The 20,176-nt window shown below is 61.0% G+C and carries 18 protein-coding genes; 8 read left to right on the top strand and 10 right to left on the bottom strand.

The features are described 5' to 3' along the window. Positions 1 to 41: 41 nt before the first annotated feature. Positions 42 to 305, top strand: a complete 264-nt coding sequence (locus AC097N_RS03815) for a SemiSWEET transporter (RefSeq protein ID WP_479579413.1) — start codon at positions 42 to 44, stop codon at positions 303 to 305. A gap of 104 nt (positions 306 to 409) precedes the next feature. Here the strand turns inward: AC097N_RS03815 and AC097N_RS03820 are convergent, their stop codons facing one another. Then, entirely contained in the window at positions 410 to 1,000 is a 591-nt protein-coding gene (locus tag AC097N_RS03820) for a PEP-CTERM sorting domain-containing protein (protein ID WP_479579414.1), read from the bottom strand. Between the two features lie 424 nt (positions 1,001 to 1,424). Here AC097N_RS03820 and AC097N_RS03825 point away from each other — a divergent pair, with 424 nt between their 5' ends. Beyond that, positions 1,425 to 2,561, top strand: coding sequence for an SGNH/GDSL hydrolase family protein (locus AC097N_RS03825; protein ID WP_479579415.1), 1,137 nt, complete (start codon positions 1,425 to 1,427; stop codon positions 2,559 to 2,561). Positions 2,562 to 2,588: 27 nt separating this feature from the next. After that, positions 2,589 to 3,260 (top strand): OmpW/AlkL family protein, encoded by a 672-nt coding sequence (locus AC097N_RS03830; protein ID WP_479579416.1) that lies wholly within the window; start codon positions 2,589 to 2,591, stop codon positions 3,258 to 3,260. A 12-nt stretch (positions 3,261 to 3,272) separates the two neighbouring features. Here AC097N_RS03830 and AC097N_RS03835 read toward each other — a convergent pair whose 3' ends face one another. From AC097N_RS03835 to purE, 3 genes are read right to left on the bottom strand one after another with little or no spacing between them, the layout of a single operon-like run. Continuing rightward, a complete protein-coding gene (locus AC097N_RS03835; protein ID WP_479579417.1) occupies positions 3,273 to 4,310 on the bottom strand; it encodes an L-threonylcarbamoyladenylate synthase in 1,038 nt (345 codons plus the stop codon). 14 nt (positions 4,311 to 4,324) lie between these two features. Further along, positions 4,325 to 5,497, bottom strand: coding sequence for a 5-(carboxyamino)imidazole ribonucleotide synthase (locus AC097N_RS03840; RefSeq protein WP_479579418.1), 1,173 nt, complete (start codon positions 5,495 to 5,497; stop codon positions 4,325 to 4,327). Further along, positions 5,494 to 5,985: a 5-(carboxyamino)imidazole ribonucleotide mutase gene (purE, locus tag AC097N_RS03845; RefSeq protein WP_479579419.1), complete on the bottom strand. Its 492-nt coding sequence runs from the start codon at positions 5,983 to 5,985 to the stop codon at positions 5,494 to 5,496. Before purE ends, AC097N_RS03840 begins: the two co-directional genes overlap by 4 nt. Positions 5,986 to 6,091: 106 nt before the next feature. Between purE and trxA the strand changes: the two genes are divergently transcribed. Then, positions 6,092 to 7,000, top strand: a complete 909-nt coding sequence (trxA, locus tag AC097N_RS03850) for a thioredoxin (RefSeq protein WP_479579420.1) — start codon at positions 6,092 to 6,094, stop codon at positions 6,998 to 7,000. Between the two features lie 6 nt (positions 7,001 to 7,006). On the opposite strand, the gene AC097N_RS03855 is transcribed toward trxA, so the two are convergent. Next, positions 7,007 to 8,530, bottom strand: coding sequence for a CoA-acylating methylmalonate-semialdehyde dehydrogenase (locus tag AC097N_RS03855; RefSeq protein WP_479579421.1), 1,524 nt, complete (start codon positions 8,528 to 8,530; stop codon positions 7,007 to 7,009). A 125-nt stretch (positions 8,531 to 8,655) separates the two neighbouring features. Here AC097N_RS03855 and AC097N_RS03860 point away from each other — a divergent pair, with 125 nt between their 5' ends. Then, positions 8,656 to 9,651: a LysR family transcriptional regulator gene (locus tag AC097N_RS03860; RefSeq protein ID WP_479579422.1), complete on the top strand. Its 996-nt coding sequence runs from the start codon at positions 8,656 to 8,658 to the stop codon at positions 9,649 to 9,651. Here AC097N_RS03860 and iolB read toward each other — a convergent pair. From iolB to AC097N_RS03880, 4 genes are read right to left on the bottom strand one after another with little or no spacing between them, the layout of a single operon-like run. Further along, on the bottom strand, positions 9,608 to 10,417 hold the full coding sequence (gene iolB / locus AC097N_RS03865; RefSeq protein WP_479579423.1) for a 5-deoxy-glucuronate isomerase: 810 nt from the start codon (positions 10,415 to 10,417) through the stop codon (positions 9,608 to 9,610). The genes AC097N_RS03860 and iolB overlap by 44 nt on opposite strands. A 10-nt stretch (positions 10,418 to 10,427) precedes the next feature. Then, positions 10,428 to 11,354, bottom strand: a complete 927-nt coding sequence (iolE, locus tag AC097N_RS03870; protein WP_479579424.1) for a myo-inosose-2 dehydratase — start codon at positions 11,352 to 11,354, stop codon at positions 10,428 to 10,430. 33 nt (positions 11,355 to 11,387) lie between these two features. Continuing rightward, the gene (gene iolD / locus AC097N_RS03875; protein ID WP_479579425.1) at positions 11,388 to 13,256 is read right to left on the bottom strand and encodes a 3D-(3,5/4)-trihydroxycyclohexane-1,2-dione acylhydrolase (decyclizing); all 1,869 of its coding nucleotides are present in this window, start codon (positions 13,254 to 13,256) and stop codon (positions 11,388 to 11,390) included. A gap of 30 nt (positions 13,257 to 13,286) precedes the next feature. After that, positions 13,287 to 15,239, bottom strand: coding sequence for a bifunctional 5-dehydro-2-deoxygluconokinase/5-dehydro-2-deoxyphosphogluconate aldolase (locus AC097N_RS03880; RefSeq protein ID WP_479579426.1), 1,953 nt, complete (start codon positions 15,237 to 15,239; stop codon positions 13,287 to 13,289). A 271-nt stretch (positions 15,240 to 15,510) separates the two neighbouring features. Here AC097N_RS03880 and AC097N_RS03885 point away from each other — a divergent pair, with 271 nt between their 5' ends. From AC097N_RS03885 to AC097N_RS03895, 3 genes are all read left to right on the top strand, one after another. Beyond that, positions 15,511 to 16,440, top strand: a complete 930-nt coding sequence (locus tag AC097N_RS03885) for a sugar ABC transporter substrate-binding protein (RefSeq protein ID WP_479579427.1) — start codon at positions 15,511 to 15,513, stop codon at positions 16,438 to 16,440. 77 nt (positions 16,441 to 16,517) lie between these two features. Continuing rightward, positions 16,518 to 18,056, top strand: coding sequence for a sugar ABC transporter ATP-binding protein (locus AC097N_RS03890; RefSeq protein ID WP_479579428.1), 1,539 nt, complete (start codon positions 16,518 to 16,520; stop codon positions 18,054 to 18,056). 20 nt (positions 18,057 to 18,076) lie between these two features. Next, positions 18,077 to 19,096, top strand: coding sequence for an ABC transporter permease (locus AC097N_RS03895; RefSeq protein ID WP_479579429.1), 1,020 nt, complete (start codon positions 18,077 to 18,079; stop codon positions 19,094 to 19,096). 9 nt (positions 19,097 to 19,105) lie between these two features. On the opposite strand, the gene AC097N_RS03900 is transcribed toward AC097N_RS03895, so the two are convergent. Then, positions 19,106 to 20,140, bottom strand: a complete 1,035-nt coding sequence (locus tag AC097N_RS03900) for a LacI family DNA-binding transcriptional regulator (RefSeq protein ID WP_479579430.1) — start codon at positions 20,138 to 20,140, stop codon at positions 19,106 to 19,108. Positions 20,141 to 20,176: the final 36 nt, after the last annotated feature.

Below are 20,176 nucleotides of genomic sequence, written 5' to 3' on the forward strand. Positions count from 1 at the left end.
ACCTTTTCATCAAACACCTTTTAGCCCCCAGCGTCCCCACCATGTCCATCCCGTCTACCGTTGAACTTATCGGCTATGTGTCAGCCGTTCTCACCACCGCCAGCTTTGTACCCCAGGCCTGGCACACCTTTCAAACACGCGATGTGCGCGGTATCTCGCTGGGCATGTACAGCGTGTTCACGATCGGCTCAGCTGGCTGGCTGGTGTATGGCGTGATGCTGGCCGCCTGGCCCATCGTGATCGCCAACGCCATCACCCTGGCGCTCGCCAGCGTGATTTTGGGGATGAAACTGCGGTATCGATAGACTCGCGCGCCATTGCCCGGGTGGCAAAGGGGTTAGCCGCAGAATGGGCATCGCCAAAAGAAAACGGGGCGTTAGCCCCGTTTAAGCTTCGATGCAGGCAAGCATCATCCTTCCATTGACTTGCGGCGGCGGATAACTGCTAAGCCGAACAGGCCGAAACCAACCAGCGCCAGCGATGCGGGCTCAGGGACAACCGCGGTTTGGTAGTCGAATGCGACATTTGCAAATGGCGAAGTGCCCACATTGGTGATGCAGTTCTGGCTATTGGACCAGCCACAGTTGGCAGTCACGCCGGAGTTGAAGTCGACCAGCACGTCAATGTCGCCGTCAGCCAAGTAAGCGCTGGTTAGGCCGCTGGCCAGCAGAAAGTCGAAGCTGAACTTCAGTGCATTGAAGTTGTTGGTTCCGGAGCGGTAGTCGACAACATCGTAGACGCCAGCAGACGCAGCGCCGAACGTGCCCATGTTGACGCCTTCAATGAACAGTGTCACGAACTCGCCATCTTCACCGTTGAAATCGCCCTGAACCGTCAAACTCAGCTTGGAGCCGGTATTGACGGCATGGGCTGGGGTTGCGAGCGCAAAGGTGAAGTCCTGACCGTTAACGGTCTGATTTTGTGAGGCGCTGACAATTGCCGCGTTCGCAGTGAGGCCTGTGAACAGTGCCATTGCGGCGATCAGTGCTTTGATTTTCATTTGTGGAAACTTTTCGTGATTTGGGTAATTGCCTACAGCAGTTCAGACTAAAGCAATTAGTGCGCCCACAATCACTTCATGATAATTATCAATAACTTACGACATTTAAAAGAAATTAAATGCATAGCAAGCATCTTGAATGTAAAAATTCTCGACAGTCAAAATTACGCCATGAGAACTTCAAATTGTCGGATAAGACTGTACGCAGGCATCTACCACTTTGAACTTGCGCTTTTGGTCAGACCATTCGATGCCCACGCTAACCGGCTATGTGGACGCCAACGGCGGCATCCGGAGAGGCACGGGTCACTGGCAAGGTAGCGAAGGGGTTAACCCCAATTTGCATCGTTTGATTTGAGATTTATGATCAGGATCTGAAATAGCACGACCGTTCTATTTTAGAAAATCCATTTTGGAGCCCTGCATGAAACAGTTCAAATCACTCCCGCTAGCGTTGGGCGCAGCCCTCCTCGTTGCCGCCTGTGGCGGTGGCGGCGATGGCGACCAGTCGAACGCCGTCAAATTCACCTCCCTGGTGTCGTTTGGCGACAGCCTGAGTGATGTGGGCACCTACAAGGTGGGCACGGTCGCGGCTTTGGGCGGTGGCCTCTACACCGTCAATGGCATTGCAGGCGCAACGGGCACCAGCCCCGTCCCCAGCAAAAACTGGACGGCGTTGATTGCGGCCCAAATCGGCCAGGCTGCGCCCTGTTCGGCACAAACCGGACTGGATGGCGATGTCAATTACGGCTTCAGCGTGCCGGTCACCAACCACGCCGGTTGCCTGAACTACGCGCAGGGCGGCTCGCGGGTCACCCACCCGGTCGGACCTGGCAACAAACTGCTGGGCGGCGCCAACGCCACGCTCGGTCAGCTCACGGTGCCCGTGGTGACACAAATCAGCAACCATTTGGCCGCAGTGGGCGGCAGTTTCAGTGGCAAAGAACTGGTCACCGTGATGGCCGGGGGCAACGACGTGTTTCTGAACCTCGCCGCCATTGCACCCACGGTCGCCTCGCTGATGGGGGGCGGCATGGACCAGGCCACAGCGACCAACACCGCCTCGACCGCAGCTGTCACGGCAATGGGAACCGCTGGCGCGCAATTGGCCGCCTACGTACAGACGCAGATCGTGGGCAAAGGGGCCAAATACGTCGCCGTGGTCAACGTGCCCGATGTCAGCAAAACCCCGTTTGCTTACGCCCAGGACGCCGCCACACAAGGTCTCATCAACACGATGTCGGCCACCTTCAACGCGCAGTTGAAAGCAGGCCTGGCAGGCACCGCGGGCGTGCGCCTGGTCGACGCCTACTCCGACAACCGCAACCAGGCAGCCAATCCCGCAAGCTACGACCTGAGCAACGTGACCAGCACCGCCTGTAACCTGGCCACACCGTCGCCCAATTCACTGGGGAGTTCCCTGATTTGCAACCTGACCAACGTCAATGTGGGCGATGTCTCCCGCTACCTGTTTGCCGACGCCGTCCACCCCACCCCTTACGGCTACAAGCTGCTGGCGCAACTCGTGACCAAGGAAATGATCCTGGCCGGCTGGCTCTAACCCAACGAACGTCAAGGAAACTGCCTCATGAAAAACCAATTGAAGTTCCTCGCCGTTGCCGCTGCCACCTTGGCCGCTACCAGCAGCTTTGCCCAGACAGCCGGAACCTGGATGGTGCGCGCAGGCGTCACCACCATTGCACCGCAAGTGACCAGCGGTTTTCTGACCGCGCCTGACTTTCTGGGGGGCACCAAGGCCGATGTGAGTTCGGACTCCCAACTCAGCGGCGGCGTGACCTACATGCTGACCGACAACGTGTCGGTGGACGTGCCACTGGCCTTGCCTTTCAAACACAAGCTCTACGGCGATGGCGCCCTGGCCGGGGCAGGCCAGGTGGGCGAAGTGCAGGCCCTGCCGTTCGTCGTGTTCCTGCAATACCGTTTTATGGAAGCCAGCGCCAGGTTTCGCCCCTATGTGGGACTGGGTGCAACCTACGCCTATTTCTTCAATGAATCAGGCAGCGGCAAGCTGACGGCAGCCACCAACCCCGGTGGCTCGCCGACCAAGATCACCGTGGATTCGAAGTTCGTGCTGACGCCGCAAATCGGTGCAACTTTTGCCGTGAACGAGAAATGGTTTGTCGACGTGTTTTATGCCAAATCCAAGTTGACGACCACGACCCACTTTTCAACCGGCCAGACCATGGACATTGCGCTGGACCCCGTGTCTTACGGCATCACGGTGGGCTACAAGTTTTAGTCGCCCACGGCCTCAACCCGCCGACGCCCGTTGCAGCCGGTCCCGCACGCCATCCCAGGCCGGGGTGTCGGGCGGAGTTTCGATCCAGATCAGCTTGACGCCTTGCGCATCAAACGCCCGCAGCGCGGCAAACAGCTGCTGCGCAGTGTCCGCCGCGTCATCCGGCATGCGCCGGCGCAGCACGCTGCTGGAACGGCTTTTCAAAATGGCGCGTGAATAGGTGGCGATGACGGGGCCAGCGACTTCACCGCCGTCGATGTCCGCCCCCAGCATGTCCAGCGCCGTCTGCAGGGCTTGGGCGTCCATCAGGCGCACTTTGGCGTGGGGCGCATAGTGCGACTCCAGGGTGCCAGAGGCCCTGGGCGCAGGTGCATCGGGCGCCTCCAGCTCTTCTTTTAATAGCACTTGCTGTCCGCACACGGCCTGCGCCTGCTCGCGGCTGATGGCGCCGGGACGCAGCAGCACGGGCACGCCACGGGTGCAGTCGATGATGGTGGACTCAATGCCCACGGTGCAAGCGCCGCCGTCCAGAATCAACAGCTCCGCGCCAAATTCGCCCTGCACATGCGCCGCGGTGGTGGGGCTGACGCGGCCAAACTGGTTGGCGCTGGGGGCCGCAATGCCCCAGACCGGCTTGCGGGCGGGTTCCGTGGTGTCCAGGCAGGCCTTGAGCACGGCCTGTGCCACCGGGTGCGAGGGGCTGCGCAGGCCAATCGAGTTTTGCCCGCCTGCCGCCGCCGCTGCCACACCGGCGCGGCGCGGCAGGATCACGGTCAGCGGACCCGGCCAGAAGGCGGTGATGAGCTGTTGGGCAAAGTCCGGCACCTCAGCCGCAAAGTGCGCCACGCTGGCCGCATCCAGCACATGCACGATCAGGGGGTGGTTGGCGGGGCGGCCTTTGGCGACAAAAATCTTGGCCACCGCAGCGTCGTTTTCAGCGTCTGCCGCCAGGCCGTACACGGTCTCGGTGGGCAAGCCCAGCAAGTCGCCTGCCCGGATGGCGTCAACACCCGCAGCGACGGAGGCAGCCGCCAATCCATCCAGCATCATGACCGGTGCAACACTTAAAACGCCTCAATGCCGAGGCAGGCCGCCGCCGCCAGCGCCGTGACGCGGACCTCGGCCACGGTAGCGCCAGTGAGCGTCAGGTGGCCCATCTTGCGGCCCTTGCTGGCATTGAGCTTGCCGTACAGGTGCAGATGCGTGCCCGGCAGCGCCAGCACCTGGTCCCAGGCGGGCGTTTTGCCATCGACCCACAAGTCGCCCAGCAGGTTGAGCATGATGGCCGGGCTGTGCTGGCGCGGTTGCACCAGCGGCAGGCCGGCCAGGGTGCGCACCTGCAGGTCAAACTGCGAGAGGTCGCAGGCGTCCATCGAGTAATGGCCGCTGTTGTGCGGGCGGGGCGCCATCTCGTTCACCACCAGCGAGTCGTCGGCCAGCACGAAAAACTCCACACACAGCACCCCCACGTACTGCAGCTCATCTGCTATCGCTTTAGTAGCTGCTACCGCTTGCTGCGCCTGGGCTAGAGGCATATTTCCTTCAAAAGCTTCGGTCACCGCCAGAATGCCTTCGCGGTGCAGGTTGAGCTGCACCGGCAGGTTGACACAGGTGCCGTCCCAGCCACGCGCCACGATCACCGAGCACTCGGCCTTGAGGGGCAGCATTTTTTCCAGCACGCAGGTGACGTTTTTCAGCTCGTCCCAAGCCGCCGCCAGCTCAGTGCGGGTCTTGACGCGAATCTGGCCTTTGCCGTCGTAGCCCATGCGGGCCGTTTTGACGATACCGGGCAACAAATCGTCCGTCACCGCGGCCAATTGCGCGGCCGTTTCGATCACGGCATAGGGCGCGCAGGGCACGCTGCAGCGCACAAAATGAGCCTTCTCCTTGACGCGGTCCTGGGCAATGCCCACGGCCTCGGCACTTGGGGCCACCGGGCGCGCGGCGCCCAGCGTCATGAGCGCGGGGGCGGGCACGTTTTCAAATTCGGTGGTGATCGCCGCGCAGCGCTGCATGAGTTGCGCCAGGCCCTGCTCGTCCAGGTAATCGGCCTGAATGTGGTAGTGGCTCACCAGCCCGGCGGGGCTGATGACATCGGGGTCCAGCACCACGGTGAAATAGCCCATGGCCTGGGCGGCCTGCACAAACATGCGGCCCAGCTGGCCACCGCCCATCACGCCCAGCGTGGTTTGCTGCCCGCTGGCGGCGCTGCCGGGCAGGATGGTCTGGCGGCTCATAACACGGGGGGCAGCGTCATGCCGCGGGCCACTTCGGTCTGCTCGGCACGAAAGGCATCCAGTTTGGCGCGCAACGCCGGGTTGTCGTTGGCCAGCATGGCCACGGCAAACAGCGCCGCATTGGCCGCACCGGCGGCGCCAATGGCAAAGGTGGCCACCGGCACACCCTTGGGCATTTGCACAATGCTGTGCAGCGAGTCCACCCCCGAGAGGTGCTTGCTGGCCACCGGCACACCCAGCACCGGCACCGTGGTTTTGGCGGCCAGCATGCCTGGCAGGTGGGCGGCACCGCCCGCGCCGGCGATGATGGCTTTCAGCCCCAGGCCAACCGCGGCTTCCGCGTAGGCGAACATGTCGTCGGGCATGCGGTGGGCCGAGACCACACGGGCCTCATGCTTGATGCCAAACTGTTGGAGAATGTGGACTGCATGCTGCATGGTGTCCCAGTCGGAGCTGGAACCCATGACGACGCCGATTTGAATGTGCATAGTGTTGAGAACAGCGCTTGCCAGTGCGCTACGCGTCACCGGCTGCGGTCTGTCCCGCAAGTAATCAAAAATCAAATTTTACTTAACCCTACCCGAGTTCCCCAAAATGATGAACGTTACCGAAGAAAACTTTGATGCCGAGGTGGTCGCCGCCTCCATGCAAGTCCCCGTGCTGGTGGACTTTTGGGCGCCCTGGTGCGGCCCCTGCAAGGTGATCGGCCCGCTGCTGGAAAAGATCGAGACGGATTACGCCGGGCGCTTCAAGCTGGTCAAGATTGACTCCGACCAGGAGCAGGAACTCAGCCAGGCCTTTGGCATTCGCAGCATCCCCACCTGCGTGCTGATGTTCCAGGGCAAGCCGGTGGACGGTTTCATGGGCGCGCTGCCCGAAGGCCAGATCAAGGCGTTTCTGGACAAACACCTGCCCGAAGGCGACGTGCTGGAAGCAGAAGTGACCAGTGTGGAAGTAAGCGACGCGCCAGCGGCCGACGACCCCGAAGCCATCCACGAGGCCCTGCACCAGGCCATGCTGAAGAACCCGGACGACGAAGACGCCCGTTTTGACTACATCAAGCTGCTGCTGCAGGACGGCCGCGACGACGATGCCAAGGTCGCTTTTGCCCCGGTGATCGCCAAAACCAGCCTGGTGCGCAAGTTTGACTCCCTGCAACGCTGGATGAATGCTATTGATTTTGCAGCTGACCGCGCAGGACACACGGGGGCTACAGCCGAATTTGACGCAAAAATTGCCTTGAACAAGCGTGATTTCGACACCCGCTTCGCCAAAGCCCAAACCCTGATGGCGGCGCAAGACTGGGTGGCCGCCATGGACGAGTTGCTCGAAATCCTGATGCGCGACAAGACCTGGGCCGATGACCTCGCCCGCAAGACCTTCATCGCCATCCTGGACATCATCGAGCCGCCCCAGGTGAAGGTGGCCGACGGACAGATTCCGCCGGTGGACCCCACCGTCGCCACCTACCGCCGGCGCCTGTCCAGCGTGATCCTGAGCTGAACCCGCTTACTTGGCGGTGGGCATCACAAACTCAGCGCCCTTGGCAATGCTTTCGGGCCAGCGTTGCATGATGGACTTTTGCTTGGTGTAAAAACGCACGCCTTCTTCGCCGTAGGCGTGCATGTCACCGAACAGGCTCTTCTTCCAGCCGCCAAAACCGTGCCAGGCCATGGGCACGGGAATCGGCACGTTGATGCCGACCATGCCCACCTGGATGCGGCGGCTGAATTCACGGGCCACGTTGCCGTCGCGGGTGAAGCAGGCCACGCCGTTGCCGAATTCGTGGTCGTTGATGAGCTGGATCGAGGTCGCCAGATCGGGTACGCGCACACAGGCCAGCACCGGGCCGAAGATTTCTTCCTTGTAGATGCGCATGTCGGGCGTGACGTGGTCAAACAGCGTGCCGCCCATCCAGAAGCCCTGCTCGCAGCCTTCGCCTGCTGCGGCGCCGTTGAAGCCGCGACCGTCCACCAGCATTTGCGCGCCTTCCTTAACACCCTGCTCGATGTAGCCGGTGATGCGTGCATGCGCTGCGGGGGTGACGATGGGGCCCATTTCGGCGGCGAGGTTGGTGCCGTTGAGCACCTTCAGCGCCTTGGTGCGCTCCAGCAATTTGGGCATGACCTTGTCGGCCACATCCCCCACTAGCACGGCCACCGAAATCGCCATGCAGCGTTCGCCTGCCGACCCAAAACCTGCACCAATCAACGCATCGACCACCTGGTCGATGTCGGCATCGGGCATGACCACCATGTGGTTCTTGGCACCGCCCAGGGCCTGCACGCGCTTGCCGTGGTGGGCGCCAGTCTCGTAGATGTAGTTGGCAATCGGCGTGGAGCCGACGAAGGACACGGCCTTGACATCGGGGTGCACCAGCAGCGCGTCCACGGCTTCCTTGTCGCCTTGCACCACGTTGAACACGCCGTCCGGCAGACCGGCCTGCTTGAGCAGGTCGGCTAGAAACAAGCTGGCGCTGGGGTCGATCGGGCTGGGCTTGAGGATGAAGGTGTTGCCTGCGGCAATGGCCACCGGGAACATCCACATCGGCACCATGACGGGAAAGTTGAACGGTGTGATGCCAGCAACCACGCCCAGGGGCTGGCGCAGCGTCCAGTTGTCGATGCCGGTGGAGACCTGGTCGGTGAAGTCGCCCTTGAGCAACTGGGGAATGCCGCAGGAAAACTCGACGATATCAATGCCACGGGCCACTTCGCCCTGGGCATCGGTGAACACCTTGCCGTGCTCGGCGGTGATGAGGTGGGCCAGCTCGTCCTTGTGCTTGTTCAGCAACTCCAGAAACTTGAACAGCACGCGTGCGCGGCGGATCGGCGGCGTGTCGGACCACGCGGGAAAAGCCGCTTTGGCCGAGGCCACGGCAGCATCCACGTCCTGCCCGTTGCCCAGGCGCACCTGGCGGCTGACGGCCCCGGTGGCGGGGTTGTAGACGGGCTGGGTGCGTGTGCCGCTGCCTGCGGTGCGCACGCCGTGGATGTACTGGGCAATTTCGGCGGTATCTGCGGTGTGGGTCATGACTTGTCTCGTTGGTTTAAAAAGAAGGCGCGCTTGCGGTTTGCCTGTGTAGTTTAGGGACGACACCCCCGTGCCACAAGACCGCAGCGCTGAACTGATTGTTCAAAATAATGAACAATAGCGCCATGAACGAGCAACACACCCATGAACTCTGGAGCCACCTGCACTGGCTCACCGTGCTGGCGCAGCAAGGCAGCTACACGGCCGCGGCGGCCCGGCTGGGCGTGAGCAAGGCAGCCATGAGCCAGCACATGGCCGATCTGGAGCGCACCGCCGGCGTCGCCCTGGTGCGCCGCACCACACGCAGTGTGCAGCTGACCGAAGCGGGCCAGCGCCTGGTGGATGACACGCGCGCGCAGTTCGAACAGATTGCCCAGAGTTTTGCCCAGGTGCGCGACCTGGCAGGCGTGCCGCGGGGCCTGCTGCGCATCACCGCACCGGTGGCCTTTGCGCGCCAGCAACTGGTACCCCGGCTGGCCGATTTTCTGCGTGACTACCCCGAGATCAAACTGGAGCTGGACATGTCCGACCGTCTGCGCTCCATGGCCACGGAGGGATTCGACCTGGCCATTCGCCACACCGCCGCACCGCCGGACACCCATGTCGCCTGGACGCTGTGCGCCACCCGGTCTGTGCTGGTGGCCAGCCGCAGCTACCTGCGCAAGCGTGGAGTGCCTGCCACACCCCAGGACCTGCTCACCCACAACTGCCTGCACTACCCACGCGCGCAGGACACACCGGCCTGGACCTTCGAAGCCATCCATCCGAAAAACAGGGGTGAAAATGATAGCGCACAGGCAGCCGAACGGGTCACCATGCCGGTCTCGGGTTCGCTGTCCGCCAACAACAGCGAGGCACTGCGTGACGCGGCCTTGACGGGTCTGGGCATTGCGCTGTTGCCGGACTTCACCGCCCAAGCCAGCTTGCTCGCGGGCAAGCTGGTGCAGGTGCTGCCGCAGTGGGAGCCCGTGGGCGCGTTTGCCGGACAGCTCTACGCCATCCGGCCTTATTCAGCCCATGTGCCGCGCGCCGTGACGGTGTTTGTGGCCTACCTGCGCGAGGCGCTGGCGGGCGGCTTCAGCCCGGTGCCAGCATCCACTCATGCGCCGGGTCGTTCTTGAAAACCCAGAAGCGGTTCGGCCCCGCCATCACATTGAGGTAATAGAGGTCGTAGCCGTGCGGGGCGGTGACCGGGTGGTAGCCGCGCGGCACCATCACGACATCGTGGTTTTCCACGGCACAGGCTTCGTCCAGGCTGCGGTCGTCGGTGTAAACACGCTGGAAGGCAAAACCCTGCGGCGGGTTGAGGCGGTGGTAGTAGGTTTCTTCCAGCAGCGTTTCCACCGGGGGCTGTTCCACATCGTGCTTGTGCGGCGGATAACTCGACGAGTGGCTGGCGGGCGTCATGACTTCCACCACCAGCAGGTGTGCAGCCATCGGGTCATCGTGCGGCAGGATGTCGCACACATAACGGGTGTTGGTGCCTTTGCCCCGCACACTGCGGCGCATGGAGGCCGGGTCGATCACGCGCACCTCACGCGCCTTGCTGTCGCCCGGCGCGCTGCACAACGCCACCTCAGAATCGCGTTCTGCGCGTACCAGCACAGTTTTTCCGGCAGGCACATACACAGCAGCCGGAGGCACCTCTTCAAACACGCTGTCGCGCGTGCCCAGGTGAGGAAAGTTTTGGCCATCGACCGTCACCTCGACGGTGCCGGTCAGCACCACCAGGCACAGTTCGCGGCGGCCGGTTTGCACGGTTTCGGTTTCGCCGGACTTCAGGCGCACGGCGCGAAAACCCACGTGGGTCCAGCCCGCGCGTTCCGGCGTGACGTTGACGATTTCGCGGCCTTGGGGCGCGGCCTTGGCAAGCAGGGGACTGACCATGGTGGGCTCCTCAGCTGAGGCGGTTGACGATGCCGCGCAGGGTGTCATACCCCTTCTTGGCGTATTCATAGCTCGGAGCCACGGCGGGGTCCTGCTCGGCTTCCACCACCAGCCAGCCTTCGTAACCGGCATTTTTCAGCGTGGACAGCACACCTTCATAGTCCAGCCCGCCATCGCCCGGCACCGTGAACGTGCCGTTGATGACGCCATTCAAAAAGCTCCAGCTGTCATTGCGCGCCTGCGCGATGACCTTGGTCCGCACATCCTTGCAATGGACGTGCACCACGCGCTTGACGTGTTTTTTGAGCAGGGTCACGGGGTCCACGGCGCCGCCAAAATAGGCATGGCCGGTGTCAAAGAGCAAAAACACTTTGGCCGGGTCGGTCAGGTCCATGAGCTTGTCCACATCAGCCGGCGACTCCACGTAAGCACCCATGTGATGGTGGTAAGCCAGCTTGATGCCGTAGGTGGAGAGCAGGTGCTCGCCAAAGGCGTTCAGGCGCTCGGCGTAGGCTTTCCACAGGCCTTCATTCGCAAAGCGCGGACGCTTGGACACGGGGGTGTCGATCTGGCCCTGGATGGTGCCAGCGCACTCGCCATAGACAACGACTTGCACGCCGTTGAACTGGAGCTTGCTCATGTGAGCCACGCAACGATCGATTTCCGCGGCAACGGCCTGGGCATCGGTCTGGCCGGGGGCCACTTCAGCCAGAAAGCCGGAGTACCAGCCTGACACGCAGGCCAGACCAAATTCGTCGAGCTTGGCTTTCAGGCCGGGGCCGTCCTTGGGAAATTTATTGCCCAGCTCAAAGCCTTCATAGCCGATTTCACTGCCTTCACTCAAGGCCGTTTCGAGCAAGGTTTCGCCGCCCAGCGAGGGCAGGTCGTCGTTCATCCAGGACAGGGGGTTGATGCCGATGCGTACGTTCCAGGTCATGACAGGGTTTCTTTCTTGGAGAGATTCAAAATTTCAAACACGTTGATCTTGTTTGGCGCTCACGTAGCGTTCCAGGGCTTCATGTACCTCGGCGCGTTCGGAGACTTGCGGAATGGCCACTTCCCACCAGCAGCCGCCTTCGGCCGTCACGCGGTGATGCGTGGTGTCAATCACAATGACTTGCGTCTTGCGGGCAGCGCGCGCGCTGACCATGGCCGTTTTCAGCTCGGCCACATCTTTCACGTGCACCGCCTCGGCGCCCATGCTTCGGGCGTGCATGGCAAAGTCGATCTGGCTGGTGTTGCCGCCCTCAGGCACGCAATCGTCCAGCATGTTGTTGAAGCTGGGGCTGCCCGATTTGAGTTGCAGGCGCTCAATGCAGCCGTAACCGCGATTGTCCAGCACCACGATGATGAGCTTCTGGCCCAGCAAGACAGAGGTGGCAATTTCGGAGTTCATCATCATGTAGGAACCATCACCCACCATGACAATCACCTCCTGGTCCGGACGTGCCATCTTGGCACCCAGCGCACCGGCAATCTCGTAGCCCATGCAGGAGTAGCCGTACTCCACATGGTAATTGCCGGGTTTGGTGGCGCGCCAGAGCTTGTGCAACTCCGCGGGCAAGGTGCCTGCGGCACACACCACCACATCGCGCTGGCCACTGTCGCCACCGGCATCGTTCAGGGAGTCGCGCACGGCACCGATGACTTCGGCGTCATAGGGCAAGACGTCCTTGGGCACGGCCGTGGTGAGTTCGGTCACCCGGATCACCCAGGCCGCCGCCTGCTGTTTGGCGTGCGCGGTCCAGGCGGCGTCCGCCTTCCAGTCGCCCGCCGCCTGGCTGAGCTGGCCCAGACCGATGCGCGCATCGGCCACGAGCGCGGCGCCACTCCACTTGCCCGTATCGAAACTCTGCACATTCAGGCTCAACAACCGGGCCTTCGCAAACAAGGCGTGTGAGCCGGTGGTGAAGTCCTGCAGGCGTGTGCCCACGGCCAGCACCAGATCGGCCTCACGCGCCAGCGCATTGGCGGCGGGGCCACCGTCGACACCGATGCCACCGAGGTTCAGCGGATGGTCCCAGGGCAGGCTGCTCTTACCGCCGTGCGACTCCACCACCGGAATGCCATGCGCCTCGGCGAAGGCGCGCAATGCGTCACACGCATGGCTGTACAGCACACCGCCACCGGCCACGATGAGGGGCTTCCTGGCCGTCTTGAGCAAGGCCGCAGCGGCCATGAGCTGGCGGGCATCTGCGGGCGGGCGGCGAAAGTGGAGCACCTCGGGCAACAGAAAGCTCTCGGGGCAGTCAAACGCGTGGGTTTGTACGTCTTGCGGCAACGACAGGCACACGGGGCCGCAGGCGGCGGGGTCCGTCATGACCTGAATGGCGCGCGGCAAGGCGGTCAGAATCTGCTCGGCCCGGGTGATACGGTCGAAGTAACGTGTCACCGGGCGGAACGTGTCACTGGCGCTCATGTCGCCTTGATGGAAATTTTCGATTTGCTGCAGCACGGGATCGGGTGTGCGCGTGGCAAAGGTGTCACCGGGCAATAGCAGCACGGGCAAGCGGTTCACATGCGCCACCGCCGCGGCCGTGACCACATTGGTGGCACCCGGTCCGATGCTGGTGCTCACGGCCATGATGCGCTGGCGAAAATTCGCCTTGGCATAGGCCACCGCTGCCAGGGCCATGCCCTGTTCGTTGTGTGCGCGATAGGTCGGCAGCGCCGCGCGCTCGGCCCACAGGGCTTCGCCCAGACCGGCCACATTGCCATGGCCAAAAATAGTGAACACGCCGCCGCAGTAGGGCAACACCTGGCCGTCGGCCATTTCTACGCGCAACGCGGCCAAGTGCTTGACCAGGGCTTGCGACATCGTGAGTCTTTGGGTTTTCATGTTGGTGTTCTAAAGAAGTCCAAAGGAGAGTCAGGCCGCAGCGCGGAGCGGGTTGTGCCGGCTGCGCCACGCGTTGACGAGTACCCCAAAATTATGAGCCACTTCGTTGATGAACCCGGCATCATCGAGCTCACCTTTGAACCATCGCACCGAGGCATCGACCCACAGCGTACGCCCGACCATGAAGCCCTTGACCACCGGATTGGTGGCATGCACAAAGCTATCAGCCAGGTACTGCAGAGGCTGGTTCAGGCCCAGAATCACGGCCCCACGGCAATACGGGTCACGCTCTGCCAACAAGGCTTCCAGGGCGCACCAGCCCTCGGCTTGCATGGGCGCGAGTTTCCACCACTCAGGTTTGACGCCCAGGTTGTAAAAACGTTTGACGGCACGCAGCACCGCGGCGTCCTCGGTCCCGGCGGGCGTCATGGCTTTGGGCACAATGATCTCCAGCAGCAGTTCATTGCCGCTCTCGCGTGTAGCTTCCCACAACTCCAGCACCTTCTGCTCCTGCTCCAGGCGCAGCTCAAACGCGTCATCCGGGTGGTAATGCACCAGGCACTTGACCACATGCTCGGTCGGCCAATGAATCAACGCACTGCCAATGGAGCGTGTGCCGTCAAAACGCAGCGGGCGCGAGCCGGGCAATTCCACCGGACGCCCCACCCACCAGCCGCGACCGGTGGCGCTGGCCAGTGCATCGGTGCCGTAATCACCCCCGTCAATCAGCACCCCGGTGTGGCCTTGCAACTGGTAGCTGCGCTCGGCCTGCTCGCCCGTCTTGACCAGCAATTTCTTGAGGTACGGAATACGCGACTCATCGGCCCCCGCTTCGCGGGCCAGATCAAAGAACTGGCTGCGGTGGTCAAAGGCCATGACACACAACTCGTTCCAGTCCGGACGCGCTGCCGTGACACGGTGCAGGTGGGCCAGTTCCTGGTCGGCATCGACCTTGGGGTTGCGGCTGCCACCGAACCAATGCGCCAATTCGGCCGCGGTCGGCATGGCGGCCGAGCAGGCATGACGCGACACCACAATCGCACCGCAGGCGTTGGCCACGCGGGTGGACTCCGCCCAGTCCTTGCCCTGCAACAGACTGGCCATCAAACCGGAAAGAAACGCGTCACCCGCACCCAACACATTCAACACCTCAACCCGCTCGCCGCGGAAGGTGGGCGAATCATCAATATCCACCGGGATCGCGCCTTCGATCACCGTGCAACCCAGTGCACCGCGTTTGACGACCAGGGTGGCCGCGCTGACCGCACGCACAGCGTGCAAACTGGCCATGAGGTCACCCGCCACGCCGCCTGCAATGAAGAACTCCTCCTCGGTACCCACCAGCATCTCGAACTCGGGCAGCATCTCCTGCAATTGACGCGTGACATGGGCATCTGCCACATAGCGGTTCTCACCGGCGCCGCGTGACGTCAAACCCCACAGGACCGGACGGTAATCGATGTCCAGCACGCGAACAACACCGTGCTTTTTCGCATAGGCGAGCGCCACCTCGGAGGCGCGTCGCGTACCCGGCGTCGACAAGTGAGTGCCGGTGATCGCCAATGCGCGGCAGGTGGAAATAAAGGATTCGCTGATCTGGTCGGCATCCACGGCCATGTCAGCGCAGTTCTCACGCATGAACAACAGTGGAAAGGTGTCGCGATCCTTGAGACCCAGCAAGACCTGCCCGGTCAGGCGCTCGGGATCTATCTGAATCTGGCTGGTGTCACACCCTTCGCGCTGCAGTGTTTCGATCAAAAACCGCCCCATCTGCTCGTTCCCTACGCGGGAAATCATGGCGCTCTTGACCCCCAGGCGTGCCACGCCAAAAGCCAGGTTGCCGGAGCTGCCGCCCAGGTACTTGGCCATGCTGCGGGCGTCTTCGAGCCGGCTACCAAATTGCTGGGCGTAAAGGTCAACCGCAAGACGCCCCAGACAGGCCAAATCAACAGGGCGACCAGAAGGAAAATTGAAGATACTCATCAGGACAGGACTTTATGAAAATACAAGTTGGGCATTCGCGATTGACCGCGAGAGAACTTCGACGTATGCCATGGGCAATACCCGGTGTTGCAACTTTAAATTATAGAGAAATAAATTTCTCTAGGGGTATTTACTTAGCAAATTTTTTCTATTTTCATTTTATTTTGGTTAAAGTTACGTTCGTGGTTCAGCGGATTTTTTCCAACAAGAACCCCATTAACCGAATGACGTCGCAGACGTTGCTCTTAAACCAACTTGGAGACCCATCCTCATGAAAAAGCTTCTAGTCGCAGCAGCCGTGTCAGCCACCCTGTTTTCACCTCTGGCTGCCCATGCGCAAAAAATCGGTTTGGCCATGGCTGAGCTGGACACTTTCCTCACGATCCTGAAAAACGGCGTGGTGGATGCGGGTAAAAAATCCGGTGCCACCGTGCAAGTGGAAGACGCTCAAGCCGATGTAGGTAAGCAACTCAGCCAGATCCAGAATTTGATCGCCCAGAAGGTTGACGCGATCATCGTGAACCCGGTGGACACGGATGTCACACCCAAAATCACCAAAATGGTCACCGACGCGAAGATTCCATTGGTCTACGTGAACCGCAAGCCCGTTGACTTTGAAAAATTGCCGGCTGGCGTCGCGTTCGTCGCCTCTGACGAAAAAGTATCTGGCACCCTCGAAACACAGGAAGTCTGCCGCCTGATGAAGGGCAAGGGCAATATCGTTGTACTGATGGGCGAACTGTCCAACGAAGCAGCGCGCACCCGTACCAAAGACATTGAAGAAGTGCTGGCAACCAAGGACTGCAGCGGCATCAAGATTCTCGACAAACGTGAAGGCAAATGGGACCGCACCAAAGGCCAGGACATCACCACGAACTGGCTGACTGCAGGCATGAAATTTGACGCCATCATTGCCAACAACGACGAGATGGCCATTGGCGCCATCAACGCGCTCAAGGCGGCCAAGAAGTGGACACCTGAGTCCATCGTGGCTGGCATTGACGCTACACCCGATGCCTTGGCGTCCATGAAAGCTGGCGACCTGAAAGTCACCGTGTTCCAAAACGCAGCAGGCCAAGGCGCTGGCGCTGTTGATGCGGCGCTGAAACTCGCCAAGAAGCAACCAGTTGAACGCTTTGTTAACGTGCCGTTTGAGTTGGTCACCCCTGCCAACCTGAGCAAATACGCAAGCAAAAACTGATCGACGAACTCCCTGAAGACGCCTCCTGCGGAGGCGTCTTTTCTCCATTCATATCCCCGATCAAAAGAGCAAGCAGGATGTCAGACACCACCACACTTGAGCCCCCCGCTGCACAAGCTTCGACCCTGCCTTCAGCCCCTTTGCTGGAGATCCAAGGGATACGCAAAGCTTTCCCTGGCGTGGTGGCACTCGATAACGTGTCTTTCAAGCTCCGGGCTGGCACCGTCCATGCACTGATGGGAGAGAACGGGGCAGGCAAGTCGACCCTGATGAAAATCATTTCCGGCATCTACACGCCGGACAAGGGTGAGATCCTGCTCAATGGCCGCAAGATCACGATGAAGTCGCCCATTGATGCCCTGAATCAGGGTATTGCCATGATCCACCAGGAACTCAACCTCATGCCGCACATGACGGTAGCCGAGAACGTCTGGATCACACGCGAGCCAAAAACCCGGCTGGGCTTTGTGGATCACAAAGAGCTCAATCGCAGGACTGCCGTCTTGTTTGCGGAACTGAACATCCAGATTGATCCGACCGTCGAGATTCAGAACCTGTCGGTAGCAAGCCGGCAAATGGTCGAAATCGCGAAAGCGGTTTCGTACAACTCGGACGTCCTCATCATGGACGAGCCCACCTCCGCACTGACCGAAACAGAGGTTTCCCATCTGTTCGCCATCATCCGCAATCTGCGCTCAAAGGGTAAAGGCATCGTTTACATCACACACAAGATGAACGAGTTGTTTGAGATTGCGGACGAATTTTCGGTATTCCGCGATGGCAAATACATTGCCACCTGTGCGTCTTCGGACGTCACGCGCGATGACATCATTCGCATGATGGTGGGTCGTGAAATTACGCAAATGTTCCCGAAAGAGATCGTGCCCATCGGAGAGGTGGTGTTGTCAGTCAAAGACTTGTGTCTGGAAGGCGTTTTCAAGAACGTATCTTTTGACATTCGCGCTGGTGAGATTCTTGGCATGGCCGGCCTGGTGGGCTCCGGCAGATCGAACGTGGCGGAGACCTTGTTTGGCGTCACACCTGCCTCGTCCGGCACGATCGAGGTCAACGGAAAACCACTCAAAGTTGACACGCCGGCCAAGGCGTTGTCGGCAGGCATGGCCTTCCTGACAGAAGATCGCAAGGAAACCGGTTGCTTCCTGAGCCTGAACATCCAGGACAACATGGATGCAGCGGTCTTGACCCAACGGTATGTTCGCCACGGATTTGTCCAAAACAAACCGTTGGTCAAAGACTGTCTGGAGATGGCCCAGCGATTGCGGGTCAAGACACCGGGCATGGACGAGATCATCCAGAACCTGTCCGGCGGCAACCAGCAAAAAGTGTTGGTGGGGCGCTGGCTGCTGACAAACCCCAAAATTCTGATTCTCGATGAACCAACGCGTGGCATCGACGTGGGCGCCAAGGCCGAAATTCACCGCCTGGTCTCCCAGCTGGCAGGCCAGGGTGTCGCCATTCTGATGATTTCATCGGAAATGCCCGAAGTGCTGGGCATGAGTGATCGCATCCTGGTGATGCATGAAGGCCGGGCCACCGGCATCCTTGATCGCAAAGACGCAGACCAGGTGTCCATCATGGACCTGGCTTCAAAGTAACCCGAGAGAAACGACTGATCATGAGTACCACATCTGTTCCAAGCACGGCGTCCACCATCGCCAAACCCAAACTGAAATTGCCGCCGGAATTCAGCATTTTTCTGGTTCTCCTGGGTATCAGTATTTTTTTTGAAGCCATCGGTTGGTACCTGAACGACCAGAGCTTCATTTTCAACCTGGAGCGATTGAAGATCATCATCTTGCAGATGTCGGTGATCGGCATCATCGCTGTGGGCGTCAATCTGGTCATCATCACCGGCGGGATTGACTTGTCATCCGGCTCTATCGTGGCCGCCGCCGCCGTGGTGTCAGCCAGCCTGGCCCAGGTGTCCGATTTTCCGCGGGCCATCTTTCCGCATCTCACCGATCTGCCCATCATCTGGCCTTTGCTCGCGGGACTCCTTGCAGGCCTGGTTGCAGGGATGGTCAACGGGTCACTGATTGCTTTCACCGGTATCCCACCTTTCATTGCAACACTTGGCATGATGGTGGCCGCACGCGGCTTTGCGAAGTGGTTCACAGGGGGCATGCCGGTCAGCATGTTGACCCCCGACTTTGCCTGGATTGGCGAGGGCGGCAATCCGGTTGTCATATTTCTGGTAATTGCGCTGATCTTTCACATCGTGTTGCGCTACACCCGCTTTGGCAAGTACACCTATGCGATTGGTGCCAATCGGCAAGCTGCCCGCGTGTCAGGCATCAATGTGAACCGTCACCTGATCTGGATTTACACGATTGCTGGCCTGCTCAGCGGCATTGCCGGGTCTGTCACAGCGGCGCGCGCCATTTCGGGTCAATCCGGCATGGGTGTGATGTACGAACTGGACGCCATTGCCGCCGTCGTGATCGGCGGCACCTCTCTGGTGGGTGGCGTGGGCCGCATCACCGGAACAGTGATTGGCGTGCTGATCCTGGGCGTGATGACCTCGGGCTTCACGTTTATCCGCATCGACGCGTACTACCAGGAAATGGTGAAAGGCGCGATCATTGTGGCGGCTGTGGTGGCGGACCAGTACCGCAACAAGAAACGCCGCACCTGAGTCTTCAGCTCACACGTTTTCAGGCGTAAAAATTTCCATGGACAACAGCCGCTGCTGGGGGCCTGCAAAGGCCTCCCCGGCGGCCAGGGCATTGAGCATTTGCGACACAGTGGCTTCGGCCAACCGGCTCAACGGCGTCTGAATCACCAGATCCACCACACCATCAATCAAGGCAGCGCGGTTGTCGGCGGTCAGCTCGTTGCCCACCACCACAAGCTCGCGCCCCGCGCCCTCCTCCCGCAGCGCCCGCACGATGCCCGGCATGCCACCGCCCGCCACGTAAATACCCACCAGGTCAGGATGGCGCGCCAGCAGCTCCAGGGCGGCCTCGTGTGCGAGTTGCGCGTCCTCCAGGTTGACCAACGAGTCCAGCACCTTGAATTCCGGCGCGTGCTCGCGCAGATAGGAGCGAAAACTGATTTCTGCCAGCTCATGACCCAAGTACCGGTGGCTGCCTACAAACACACCCACCTCGCCAGAACGCTTCGAAAGGCGGCTGATGGCCCAGGCCGCGGTGCGCCCGCATTGCCGGCTGTCCAGGCCAATGTACCCGGCGCGTTGGGGTGCACTCAGGTCGCTCAACAAGGCGAAGGCTGGTTTGCCCGCCTGGCGCAAGGCTTCAATGGCGGCGGTGACGTGGGGATGGTCCACGGCCACCACAGCCACCGCGTCCACCGTTTTTCCCAACGCCGCCAGTTGCGCAGCAATGGCCGCAGGCTCCAGCGCATCGATATAGACCACATGCGCCTGGCACACCTCGGGCTTGTTCTGCGCGGCAGCCTGCTGCAATGCGAGGCCGAGGGCCTGGTAGAAAGGATCGGCCTGCTTTTGCAGGCAAAAGCCGAGGTGCCGCGTCGGCACCCGCTCCTTCACCCGCTCACGCATCAGCCCGACCCCGTGATAGCCCAAGCGCTCGGCAGCCGCAATGACTTGCCGGGCCGTGCCTTCGCGCACGGGCAACCGGCTGTTAAGCACGCGGTCCACGGTGGCGGTGCTCACGCCGGCTTCTTCGGCCACTTTGTGCAAGGTGATTTTTTGCTTCATGACAGCGATCATCGTGACTTCATGCAATAAATGCAA

This window comes from Rhodoferax sp. LS1R11 (assembly GCF_056521395.1).